Here is an 11,593-nt window from a genome sequence, read left to right as displayed (position 1 = left end):
CGCACGCCTTTCCGGGCGTGCGTGATCCTCCGTCAGGAGCGCGTGGTGCGCGGCGCCGGCGTCCGTGATCGACCGCGGCTCGTCGAAGGCGCGCGCGACGGCGCCTCCTGACTCGAAGGCATCGGCGTGACGGAGCGCGCGCGCAGGAGGTTGCCGTCGCACTCGACCTCGACGCCGAGCGCGCGACAGCGTCGTACGAGGCGCTCGAGATCAACGTCGGGCGCGAGGAGCAAACCAGATGGCGGGGACGGATCGATGAAGAGCTCGGAAGCCGGGCGCCGCGTGCGCAAGAGCTCGCGGATCTCCGCGTCCTCGACCCACAAGAAGCCCGCGGCCGGGACGAAGCTCGCGCGGCCGATCACCACGCTCGCCTGGATGAGCATCTGCGAGATGCCCTCGGGGAGCTTCGCGACGGCCTCGATCCGCGCGCGCAGCGCGTCGCTCTCGAGCCCCGCGGAGAGGGCGCGCGCGATCGACGAGGGCGCGAGGAGGAGGTCGACCTTGTCGCCGATACGCGTGATCTCGGCGAACGGGACGAGCGCGAGCACGTGCGCGATCCGCGCCGAGGGGGCGATCTGGAGGATCTGCGTCTCGACGAAATGGCTCGGGGACGGATCGAAGCTCGGCGAGGTGCCCGCGAGCATGGCGCGGCCGCGCGGCGTGAGGCGCAAGGCGGGACCGTCGTCGAGATCGTCGCCGCCGAGGTCGATGATGCCGAGCGCCGGCAAGGACTCGAGCGCGATACGGCGGGTGATCTCGAGGACCTCGGGCGCCTCGTTCGAGGTGCGATCGCCCCAGCGGCGGAGGAGCCGCTCGACGCCGCCGATGCGATCGTCCGCGGCGAGGTAGCCGCGGAGCGAGGCCCACGGCACCCAGCGTCCTTCGCCGAGCTCTTGCAACGCGTCGATGACCATCTCGCGTAGCGCGCCGATCGGGCTCGACTCGCGGCCCTCGGAGGCCGCACGTAACACCTCGCGCTCGGGGCGCGCTTCGTCCCACGCGCCGCCGCGGCGCCACGTGTCGAAGAGGACACGGCCGAGCTCGTGCACGGCGAGTGATCCCGGCGGCGTGGCCGCGGAAGCGGCGGACGGCTCCCACAAACCGATGGCGCGCGAGACCGCAGCCGAGAGCGCGACCATCTCCACGTCGCGGCCGAAGCGCTGGGCGAGACGAACGAGGAGCGAGCGAGGCGTGCCCACGCCAGGACGAACGTCGCTCCCCGGCTCGCGCACGGCGTACGCCAGGCCGAGCGCGAGCATGCCCGGGTCGGGGGCGAAGCGGGCGCGGCGCGGCGCGTGATCTTCTTCGAGGACGAACGATCGGATCTGCGCGCGGCGCGCCTCGCGGGCCTTGCGGCGCTCGGCGCCGACGATGTTCGCGATCTCGGTCGGGATGACGTGGCGGTTCGGGTGGATCGGGATCAGGAAGGCGCGGCGCTCGAGCGCGAAGCCCGCGCCTCGCCGGCTGGCGGTGATGCCCGTGGCGCCGCGCAGGCGCATGGGCTCACGCTCGAGGTCGAGCAGCTCCTGCGTGTCGACCTCACCGCCGACGGCCTCGATCGCTTCGAGCAACCGACGCTCGACCGGCGCGAGCCGCTCGACCTCCGACTGCAAGCGCGCCGTGTCGCAGAGCGTCTCCCATGCGGCTTCGAGCGAGAGCGCGATCGGCGGCGTGGCCGGACGGCCGAGGTAGTGCGCGGCCACGGCGCTGACCGTTTCGAAGGACGCCTGCGAGAGGAGCGCGCGGAGGGCGCGCGGGTCCTCGCTCTCCCAGGACTTGAGCTGCACGAGGAACGCGGTTGGCAGGACGAGCTCGATGCCTTCGTCGATCTTGCGCGCGTACACCACGCCACGCGCGACGAGCGGCTCTAGCCCCGAGGGCAGCGTCGGCACGACGAGCGCGCCGCCGGCCTCGGCGATCCGGTGCAAGAGCTCCCGGCTCGACGCCTGCAGGCGCGACGGATCACGCACGTCGGGGATGCCGACGAGCGCGCGGGCGACCTGCGATGGAGCGTCGATGCGCTTCTGCGTATCGATGCGTATGCCGAGGCGCCGGATGAGCGCCGCGAGCTCGGAGTCGGGGAGCGCGCGGAGGATGTGATCGAGCCGGCGGGGCGATCCGCCTCCGGTCTCGTCGGACGCGGGCTCGGGGTCCAAAGCGCGCGAGGCGCGTTGTCCCTTCGAGGCACCGTGTGCAGGTTCCAGAGCGGCTTCGCCGTGTCGTCCGCCGATGGAGGTCATGACATCACCGACATGGGAGGAGGGTTTTCGGATGCGTCAACTCGCTTCACGTCCAACGAACGACACTACACGACGAAGTGAACACCGACACCCCCCAATCGGCGCATTTCTGCGTGTCTTCGCGCCGTTTTCGTGCGCATCTCGCGCGCCTCGCATGGGCTCCGCTGCTACCACGACTGGATTTCGACATGGGTTTTTCCGGGAATTTTTTGAGCGTGATCGAAGGCGTCAGGGAACTCCCGATGCGCGCAGGAGATGCCGGACAAGTGATGCGGGACTACGATGGATTCCTGGAGGACAAGCGTGATCCTGCGTGACCCGGTGCATGGGCTCGTCGCGTTCGAAAGTGAAGAAGACTCGATCGTGCCGCGACTCCTCGGCGCACGAGAGATGCAGCGGCTTCGGCGTATCCGCCAGCTCGGGCTCACCTCGCTCGCGTACCCGGGCGCGGAGCACACGCGCTTCTCGCACGCGATCGGCGCCGCGCACGTGATGAAACTTCTGCTCGTGCGGCTCAGGCAGATCGATCGAGAGCTGCCGTTCTGGCAACGCGTGACGAGCGAACGCGCGCGCGATGCCATCGCGGCGGCGCTGCTTCACGACGTGGGGCACGGGCCGCTCTCGCATCTGTTCGAGGCTGCGATGCCAGGCGCCGTTGAGCACGAGACATGGACCGCCCGAATCCTGCTCGACCCGGCATGCGAGCTGCACCAGATCCTCGCCGAGGACGACCCGAGCCTGCCGCGACGCGTGGCCGATCTCGTCGCAGGCAAGCACGAGCTGCCCTACCTTGCGCGCGCGGTCAGCGGCACCTTCGACGTCGATCGCTGCGACTACCTCCTGCGCGACGCGCACGCGACAGGCGTGCGCTACGGCGACTACGACCTGCCGTGGCTGCTCCGCAGCCTCCGCTTCAGCGAGCCGAGCGGCCCACCCGGCCACCACGCGCCCTCGCTCGCCATCGACGGGCAGAAGGGCATCGTCGCGATCGAGTCGTTCCTGCTCGCGCGCTACTTCATGTTCCAACAGGTCTACTTTCACAAAGCGACGCGCGCGGCCGAGTGGATGATCGGCGCGATCCTTCGTCGTGCCCTCGCGCTCGTCGTGGATGGCACGCGCCTGCCCGTCCTGCCACCCGCGATCGCCGCCGTCGCCGCCGGGGACGTACCCACGCTCGAGCAGTACCTCGACCTCGACGACCAGGTCCTGCTCGGCGCCATCCACGCGTGGGAGGACGCGAAGGACCCGACGCTGAGTGATCTCTGCCGGAGGCTCCGCGCGCGCTCGCTCTTCAAGACGATCGAGCTATCGCCCGAGGCGCAAGGGGAGGACGAGGGATCCACGAGCCACGCGTTCGGCGCGCTCGACGAGGAGGCGCGAACGAAGGCGCTCGCCGCCGCGCGCGCGATCGCCGCGGAGCAGGGGCTCGATCCGGACCTCTACGTGGGCCTCGACGTCGCGACGGACACGCCGTATGCCGAGGACGACTCGCTGCACGTGGTCTTCCCGAAGGGCAGGCCCCGTCCCCCGTCGGAGGTTTCGTTCTTGCTCGATCGTCTGCGCAACGAGACGCTCACCCGCTGCCGGCTGATCTTCGCCCCGGAGCTGCGCGACGCGATGCGGGAGGCGTTCGTCCGTTGAGCCGCGCGCGCGTCTCTTGGGCGCGCGGCGCGGGCCTCGCCGTGCTGCTCGCGCTCGCAAGCTCGGCCGCGGCCGCGCGCGCCGAGGACGACGGGCCCGACGGCGTGTACGGGCGCCTCGACGGCGACCTCGACATGCGCATCGGGGCCGGCGCCGCGTTCGCCCGCGGAGGCCCCGCGCTCGCCGCGCACGCGTCCCTCCTGTACCTCTCGTCCGCGGGCCTGTACGTGCACTACACGGACGCCCTCGGCACGGACGGCCCGGCGGTCACGCGATCGATCGCGGCCGGCGTGGTGCTCGAGCCGCTCTTCCTCGGCCGCTTCGCGACGAACCTGGAGCGTGGTCCTGCGCGCCTCGACCTCGTCCTCGACTCGTTCGCCCTCGGCATGGGCGCCTTCTGGGAAGCACCGCGTGGAGGCACGTTTGGCGCCGAGCCGGGGTTCGAGTTCTCCATGGGGATCGGCATCCCATTTTTCGCCACGGCCACGGGGCCGATTCTCGGTGTGCGGGGCGCGCTCCGCATCCGGCCGAGCGCGTTCACCGACGCGGGTCCTTTCCGCCTGATCGACCAGGGCGCGCTGCTCTCGGTCACGCTCGCCTGGCGCCACATCGTCCCCGTTCACCTCGTGGACGCGGCCGATCGGCTCGTGCGATGAGCGCCGCCGAGGAGGCCCTGCGGCGCGTCCTCGCCGAGGTCTTCCTCGAAAGCCTTTCCGCGCTCGACCCCGCGCGCCTCGTCGCCGAGGCCTTGCCCCCGCGACCTCCCGAGGGCGCGCGCGTCCGGCTCTTCGCCGCGGGCAAAGCGGCCGCCGCGATGGCACAAGGCGCCCTTTCCCGCTGGGGCGATTCCATCGAGGGCACGCTCGTCGTGACCGTCGACGGCGCGCCCACCGACTTTCGCGGACTCGATCTCCGAAGCGCGCCCGTCGTCCTCCGCGCGGCGCACCCTGTCCCCGACGAACGCAGCGTCGCAGCCGCCCATGCGGCCCTCGCGCAAGTCGATGGCCTCGGCCCCAAGGATTTCGTCCTCGCGTTGATCTCGGGCGGCAGCTCCGCGCTCCTCGTGTTGCCTCCGCCCGGACTCGAGCTCGAGGACGAACGCCGCGTCGTCCGCGCGCTCCTCGAAGGCGGCGCGCCCATCCACGACGTGAACCTCGTCCGCCGCCACCTCTCGCGCATCAAGGGCGGACGCCTCGCTGCCGCGGCAGCGCCCGCGCTCGTGCAGACGCTCGCCCTCTCCGACGTCGTCGGCGGCGCACTCCACGACATCGGCTCCGGCCCCACGGTCCCGGATCCCACGACCGCGGCCGAAGCTCGCGCCGCGCTCGCCCGATACGCGCCGGCAGAGCTCGCCGCGCGCCTCGCCCCTTACCTCGACGACACAACGGAACAACCCTTTCCCACGCGCACCGAGGCTCACCTGCTCGCCGGCCCCGAGGACTTCGCCCGCGTGGCCGCCGCACACCTTTCCGCTGGGGGTTTTTCCGTCCGGATCGACCCACCCGAAGGCGGCGACGCGCGTGATGTGGTGGAAAAACGCCTCGCGCAGGCCGCGGCCCTCGCCCCGGGGAGCGCGATCGTCGTCGCCTGCGAGCCGACGCTCGCCTTACCGCCCGTGCGTGGACGTGGCGGACGCGCGGGCTGGGTCGCGCTGGCTGCCCTGAAAAAACTCCCGCCGGGCGTCGCGCTCCTCTGCGGTGCCTCGGACGGCACCGACGGAAGCTCCTCCGCCGCGGGCGCGGTCGTGAGCTCCGGCGCGGCGGGTGACTTCGATGCAACACGAATCGACGCAGCCCTCGCCGGCTACGACGACGCTCCGATCCACCGTGCCCTCGGCACGGCGATCGACACGGGCCCGACGGGGCAGAACCTCACGGATCTGCACATCCTGGCGCGGGTTTTTCCGGAAAACTGAGGCGGCGCGTCTTACGGCGTGGGAGGGACGACACCCGCCTGGGCATCACCCATCGCGTCGCGAACGGTGTTCGCGAGCGCGCAGCTCAAGGCCTGACGCTTCTGGGCGTTCACGACGCGCTCATCGAGCTGCGCGCCGGCCATCTTGAGCTCCACCTCGGGCGAGCGGCGGATGCGGAGGACGAGCTTGTTGTCCGAAAGCCGCCAGATGCCGACGCGCGACGCATGGGGCACGGCGCGCAAGGCCTCGGACTTCGACATGCCCGCGGGGACCTGGAAGTTCGGCGGCGTCTCGTCGAGGACGACGGCGAAGTACTGCGCGCGGGTGAGCAGATCGACCGCGATCGGAATGTCGTCGCGGACCGCGTCCTCGAAAAAGCTCGTGAGCGCGCGCAGCTTCAGCTCACCCGATGCTTCCTGCGCCTCCCGCACCCAGTCCTCGGAGAGGATACGCATCGCTCGGTACGCGACGCGCAGGTTGTAGGGTTGCGCGGGCGGCGCGCAGCGATCGAGCTCGTTGCAGATCTCGCCGAAGGCGCAATCTCGGGTGAGCTTGCACTCCTTGTCGGAGAGCTGGTTCTTGTTTTCCGCCGTGAACAGGCAGGCGGTGAAACCATCCCGCAACGAATCGTTCGCGGCTTTGCGGATGGCATCCGCGCTCGTGGCCTGGTCGGCGTCGAGGCGGAGGTAGATGCCGGGTTTGTCGCGGAAGTTCCAGGCCTTGAGGATCTCCGTCTCGACGACGTCCGGGGCCGGGTCTTTCGCGAGGTCGACCGTCCAGCGCTCGATCCGGTCACGCAAGGGGAACCAGCGGGGACCGAGCTCGGCGACGACGGCGCGTTGTTTGGCGAGGACGCCGCTTCGTTCGCTCTCGAGGCGGCCTTGGGACCACTTCCACTGGATGATGACCGTAACGGCCATCACGAGGCCGATCCAGGCCCAGACCTTGGGGGCGGGCCAACGCATACGGCCTGCCCCGCGGTCCTGCTTGGACTGGATCAGCGAGGGCAGGCCGCGGGGTCGTTCATCCGCGCTGGGCGGCATGGGGGTAGCTTTCAGCCGCTCTTGGGGAGCTTGGCGACCATGAAGCTGACGTTCGGATAACCGGCGAACGCAGCGGTCTGGAAGACGCTCTTCACGACGATCGCGGGCACGTTCTGATCGACCTGGAGGATGCAGACGCCGGGGAACGGCTTGTTCGGCTGCACCTGCTTCCAGAGCTCGCGCTTGTTCTTCAGGAGGTTGAAGAGCTCGTCGATCTTCTGCATACGGCCGAGCTCCTCGATCGCGCGCGTCGAGCCGGCGAGCGTGCCGTCGACGAGGATCTGGTTGCCGTTCACGGCGACCATCGGCGCGTCGATGATGTCCTCGACGTTTTCGGCCTTCGGCAGCTTGACGTTCTTGTCGACCGTGATCTCACCGGACGCCGAGAAGGACATCAGGAGGAAGATGACGGTGGTGATCAAGAAGTCGATGAAGCTGACCAGGTTCAGCGCGGCGTTGCCGCTCCGCCTGCCGTGTCCCGCTACCTTGTTCCACACGAACTTCAGCGGGATGTGGTGCATCAACCGCCGGCCAGGCTGGTGGATGACGTGGGCGTGCGGGTTGTGATGTTTCGCCGGAGGTTTGGCGTGGCCACCCATCTCAGGTCTCCTTGCTCAGCGGACGGAGAACGTCATGTTGAAGGCCGGGAGATCCTTCTCCCCAGCCTCAAGCTTCACCTTGCGCTTCGTCGCGTAGAGCGCGTCGAGCACCGCGACGATCTCCTTGAAAGGAGTGCGGTTGTCGGTGTGCATGATCGCCTGATCGAGCTTCTTGTCGCTCGGATCGCGATGGCTGCCGTTGGTGTTCCACTCGGCCTCGATCTTCTTCGCGAGGTCCGAATACCGGATCACGGCGCTGTCACTCGGCGGCGGCTTGGGGACACGCACCTCGCTCACGACGGTCGCGCCCTGCTTCCACACGAGCGCGAAATCGCTCTCGCCGATGTGCAGATTCAGCACCTTCTCGGGCGTCTGCGGCGTGAGTTCCTTGTCGGGGTTCGGCGGCCCAGGCACCTGCGCGTCCGCGTTCATGCGCGAGTTCGTGACCCACACAGCCGTGATCAAGAGGAACGCGATCGTGCACATCAACAGGTCGATGAACGGGACCATGTTGATTTCCGCGTTCGTCGCCTTCTTTTTGCCGCCCTCGCTGCCTACGTCTACGCCACCCATGGGCTGCCTCCTGCGATGCTCGCTCTCGCGAGCGTACTGCGATGGGGACGCATGACGCGCCCCCTACACGCTACCGTTGCCCGCCCTCGTGGGCAGGGCATTGCCCTTTGTACGACAACGGATCTGGGTGAAAGTTTCTCCCGAGATCACGGCGGGGGCGGCGCGGGCGCAGGCGCCGCCCCGGAGGTGGATTTCAGGCAGCCGCCTGGCCCACGGCCGCGACGTTCACCTTCTGGCGGTTCGTCACGACGAGGTTCAGCACCATGACCGACGCCTCGTTGATGTCGTCCTCGAGGTGCTGCGTCTTGCCGTTGAGAATGGCGAAGCCGATGAGGGCGATGATCGCGACGGCGAGGCCGAACGCCGTGCAGTTCATGGCCTCCGAGATGCCTGCCGCGAGAACGCGCGCCTTCTGGCTCGGATCGATCGACTCACCGGAGACGGAGCCGAATGCCATGATGAGACCCGTCACGGTGCCGAGGAGGCCCGAGAGCATCGCGAGGTTCGCGAGGAGGCCGAGGTACGCGGTGTTCTTGCTGAGGCGCGGAAGCTCGCGGAGCGCGGCCTCGTCCATCGCAGCCTGAACTTCCTCGTCCGGACGGTTCACCTTCACGAGGCCAGCCTGCACGATGCGGGCGAGCGGCGCGTTGGCGGCGGAGCACATCTTGACGGCCTTGGCCACGTCACCCGCGAGGATGCACTTCTGCATCGTGGCGAGGAAGACGTCCTTGTTGATCGACGCGCCGAACAGATAGATGGAGCGCTCCACGATGATGCCGATCGTGAGGATCGACCAGAACAAGATGGGCCACATGCCCCATCCACCTTCTTTGAAGTGCTCGTACGCTGCGTGCATTTGTCAGGTCCTCCAGCTTGCCTCGCGTCCGCTCGGGCCGAGGTGTCGCACTCTACATGAAAGCCATTCCGGATCGAATGCGGCAGTTACTGCGACGGTCTTCGTGCGATCGCGCTGGCCGTCGCGGCCTCGCGCCCCGCGCCCCGCTCGTTGCTCTCCGCGTTGAATTCCGCTTCGTTGCATCGCTGGGGAGGGTGCGACTTCGGCCAAGGCATCCAAGCGAACCAGGACGCTAGCCGAGCCGCGCGCCCCAACGCAAGTAGGGTGTTTGGCTTCGTTCCGTCTCGGGTCTCTTCGTAAGCGGTGATCCCGGATGGATCTCGAGATCCCGTGTTCGCGCACGGTCTCGCGTGATCCGGGGCCAGTCTACCCGCCCGCATCCGAACGGGGCAAATGGCCGGTATCCAAGGATCGTCGTCTCCGTCGACCCAGCGCGAATCGGCCCACGTTGAAGCTTCATCGCCCAGGCGACCGGCATCTTCGCGATTCAGACCCTCTCTCGTCAAGCAACATTTGGTCGAGATCGCGCGAGCTACACGGGAAACACCGCACGTTCGCCACGAACTTGGAAGGATCCAGCCTCATCGGACAAAGCCCAAGCAGCCCACGTCTCGCTTCGGCGGGGGCTCCGCTCACACGCGCCGTCTGTCGCTTGCCTGGGAGATCGAGCGACGGCTATAGTCGCGCCCCAACGCGACTTTTGCGCATGGGGCATAACCACGGCTCGTGGCGCTCTGGTGACTAGGTAGGGAGAAAGGGACTGCGAGGATGCGTCACCTGTTCATGTTGGCGTCCGAAGGAGGAGAGGTCGGGATGTGGGGGGCCATCAAGGAGAACCCCACCTTCCTCGTGATGAACCTCGTCGTCTCGGCGATCGTGGTGACGGTCATCATCGAGCGCGCCTACTTCCAGCTCGATCGCTACCGCGTGAACTCCAAGGAGTTCTTCGCCCAGATCAAGAAGCTCGTGGTCGCAGGCAACATCGACCGCGCCATCAAGCTCTGCGACGCCGGCGATTACCCGATCCTGCAGCTCGTCAAGGCCGGCCTCACGCAGGCAAGCAAAGGCGCCGACGAGATCGACGCCGCCCTCAGCGAGAAGCTCTCCGAGCTCAAGCCCGCCGTCGAGAAGCGCGTCGCGCTCCTCTGGTCCCTCGCGAACATCGCCACGCTGATCGGCCTCATCGGCACCGTCAGCGGTCTCATCAAGACCTTCGCCTCGATCTCGGCCCCCGGCCTCTCCGCCGCCGTCAAGCAGCAGATGCTCTCGAACGGCATCGCGGAGGCCATGTACAACACGGCGTTCGGCCTCGGCATCGCCGTGCTCTGCATGATCGCGCACGTCCTGCTCCACACGCGGTCGAAGAACATCCAGCACGATCTGGAGTCGACCACCGAGCGCGTGTTCAACCTGCTGACGATCGCCAAGCCGAACTTCTAGAGCGTCGCCCATGGCCGAGACCCACGACGCTCCGCTCAGCGCCTCGCAGAAATCGCGCATCCGGCGGCTTTCCCAGCCGAAAGATCCGGAGCCGGGCGAGGAGGCGGGTGAGCTCAACATCGTGCCCTTCCTCGACATCATCACGAACGTGATGATGTTCGTGCTCGCCAGCGTCTCGGTCACCTTCATCGCCTCGATCGACACGACCCCGCCCGCGATCGGCGGCAAAGGTCGGAGCGACGTGGCGACGAAGGCGCTGAACCTCTCGGCGTTCATCACGACGCAGGGCATCTCGCTCAAGACCTCGAGCGGCAACGTCGCCCCGGGCTGCCAGGGCATCGGCGCCGGCATCACGATCCCGATGCGCGAGGGCGGCGTGCACGACTTCTCCGCCGTCACGAGCTGCGCGAAGCGGCTCAAGAACGCGGCCCCCGAGTTCAAGGAGGAGACCCAGGTGACCATCACCGCGAACCCGGGCGTCGAGTACGGGACGATCATCGACACGATGGACGCGCTCCGGAAGGACGGCGAAGAAGAGCTCTTCTCGGACGTGCACTTCGGGGTGGCGCGATGAACATCGACGAGACCTTCGAGCCCGAAGCCGGGCAAGACAGCGGCCCGAACGCGCCCCGTCCCGCCCCGCGCCCGCGTCCCGTGCAGGCCCAGAAGGGCAGCATCGTCAAGTACAAGGCAGCCCTTCGAAAGGCGAAGCGCAAGAACGCGCGCGAGCCCGAGATCGACTTCCTCAACATCACGGCGATGCTCGACCTGATGACCATCATCCTGGTCTTCTTGCTGAAGAGCCTCGCCTCGTCGGCCGGCGCGATCCCGCAGTCCGACGACCTGCGCCTGCCGCAATCCGTGATGGTCGGCGAGCCGAGCGACGAGGGCGTGCTCGTGGTCGTCTCGAAGACGCAGATCCTGGTCGGCGAAGAGTCCACCCCCGTCGTGACGCTGCCGAGCCGCGAGCAGCTCGCGCAGTCGGGCATCGAAGCCAAGCACAAGCGCAGCGGCCCGAACGACCTCTACATCGTGCCGCTGGCGAACTCGCTGCAGCACGCGCGCGAGATCGACAAGGCCGTCCGCGCGGCGAAGGGCCTCGACCCGTCCACGTCCGAGGCGCGCATCGTCGCCGACAAGACCACGCCCTACCGGCTGCTCATCGAGGTGCTCTACACCCTCGGCCAGAGCGAGTTCGGCAAGTACCACCTCATGATCCTGAGCGGGAAGAAGTAAGGCCCGCGGCCGCAAGACGCGGCGCGGGCCCCTTCCCTGCCCCCGGCCCT

Annotated in this window: 12 protein-coding genes; 7 read left to right on the top strand and 5 right to left on the bottom strand. The window is 68.4% G+C overall.

Annotated elements, in window-relative coordinates; translation table 11 throughout:
• Positions 1 to 32: 32 nt before the first annotated feature.
• The gene (locus KEG57_RS25705) at positions 33 to 2,240 is read right to left on the bottom strand and encodes a hypothetical protein (RefSeq protein ID WP_272427724.1); all 2,208 of its coding nucleotides are present in this window, start codon (positions 2,238 to 2,240) and stop codon (positions 33 to 35) included.
• Between the two features lie 77 nt (positions 2,241 to 2,317).
• Here KEG57_RS25705 and KEG57_RS25700 point away from each other — a divergent pair, with 77 nt between their 5' ends.
• The 4 genes from KEG57_RS25700 to KEG57_RS25685 are packed head-to-tail and all read left to right on the top strand — an operon-like array spanning position 2,318 to position 5,796.
• Positions 2,318 to 2,557, top strand: a complete 240-nt coding sequence (locus tag KEG57_RS25700; RefSeq protein ID WP_272427725.1) for a hypothetical protein — start codon at positions 2,318 to 2,320, stop codon at positions 2,555 to 2,557.
• Complete coding sequence (locus tag KEG57_RS25695; RefSeq protein ID WP_272427726.1) at positions 2,544 to 3,881, top strand: HD domain-containing protein; 1,338 nt, start codon at positions 2,544 to 2,546, stop codon at positions 3,879 to 3,881. Before KEG57_RS25700 ends, KEG57_RS25695 begins: the two co-directional genes overlap by 14 nt.
• Entirely contained in the window at positions 3,878 to 4,537 is a 660-nt protein-coding gene (locus KEG57_RS25690) for a hypothetical protein (protein WP_272427727.1), read from the top strand. The genes KEG57_RS25695 and KEG57_RS25690 overlap by 4 nt, the downstream gene beginning before the upstream one ends.
• Positions 4,534 to 5,796 (top strand): DUF4147 domain-containing protein, encoded by a 1,263-nt coding sequence (locus tag KEG57_RS25685; protein WP_272427728.1) that lies wholly within the window; start codon positions 4,534 to 4,536, stop codon positions 5,794 to 5,796. The genes KEG57_RS25690 and KEG57_RS25685 overlap by 4 nt, the downstream gene beginning before the upstream one ends.
• An 11-nt stretch (positions 5,797 to 5,807) precedes the next feature.
• Here KEG57_RS25685 and KEG57_RS25680 read toward each other — a convergent pair whose 3' ends face one another.
• The 4 genes from KEG57_RS25680 to KEG57_RS25665 form a co-directional block, all read right to left on the bottom strand.
• Positions 5,808 to 6,761 carry a hypothetical protein gene (locus KEG57_RS25680; protein WP_272427729.1) on the bottom strand — a complete coding sequence of 318 codons (954 nt, stop codon included), beginning with the start codon at positions 6,759 to 6,761 and terminating at the stop codon, positions 5,808 to 5,810.
• Between the two features lie 89 nt (positions 6,762 to 6,850).
• The gene (locus KEG57_RS25675; protein WP_272427730.1) at positions 6,851 to 7,438 is read right to left on the bottom strand and encodes an ExbD/TolR family protein; all 588 of its coding nucleotides are present in this window, start codon (positions 7,436 to 7,438) and stop codon (positions 6,851 to 6,853) included.
• Positions 7,439 to 7,453: 15 nt separating this feature from the next.
• Positions 7,454 to 8,011 carry a biopolymer transporter ExbD gene (locus KEG57_RS25670; RefSeq protein ID WP_272427731.1) on the bottom strand — a complete coding sequence of 186 codons (558 nt, stop codon included), beginning with the start codon at positions 8,009 to 8,011 and terminating at the stop codon, positions 7,454 to 7,456.
• Positions 8,012 to 8,204: 193 nt separating this feature from the next.
• Positions 8,205 to 8,825 carry a MotA/TolQ/ExbB proton channel family protein gene (locus KEG57_RS25665; RefSeq protein ID WP_272458863.1) on the bottom strand — a complete coding sequence of 207 codons (621 nt, stop codon included), beginning with the start codon at positions 8,823 to 8,825 and terminating at the stop codon, positions 8,205 to 8,207.
• An 855-nt stretch (positions 8,826 to 9,680) separates the two neighbouring features.
• Between KEG57_RS25665 and KEG57_RS25660 the strand changes: the two genes are divergently transcribed.
• The 3 genes from KEG57_RS25660 to KEG57_RS25650 are packed head-to-tail and all read left to right on the top strand — an operon-like array spanning position 9,681 to position 11,543.
• Positions 9,681 to 10,307 carry a MotA/TolQ/ExbB proton channel family protein gene (locus KEG57_RS25660; RefSeq protein WP_272427733.1) on the top strand — a complete coding sequence of 209 codons (627 nt, stop codon included), beginning with the start codon at positions 9,681 to 9,683 and terminating at the stop codon, positions 10,305 to 10,307.
• A gap of 10 nt (positions 10,308 to 10,317) precedes the next feature.
• A complete protein-coding gene (locus KEG57_RS25655; protein ID WP_272427734.1) occupies positions 10,318 to 10,881 on the top strand; it encodes a biopolymer transporter ExbD in 564 nt (187 codons plus the stop codon).
• The gene (locus KEG57_RS25650; protein ID WP_272427735.1) at positions 10,878 to 11,543 is read left to right on the top strand and encodes an ExbD/TolR family protein; all 666 of its coding nucleotides are present in this window, start codon (positions 10,878 to 10,880) and stop codon (positions 11,541 to 11,543) included. The genes KEG57_RS25655 and KEG57_RS25650 overlap by 4 nt, the downstream gene beginning before the upstream one ends.
• Positions 11,544 to 11,593: the final 50 nt, after the last annotated feature.

This window comes from Polyangium jinanense (assembly GCF_028435365.1).
The sequence above is the reverse complement of the archived record's forward strand: the minus strand, read 5'-3'. Positions and strand labels throughout refer to the sequence as shown.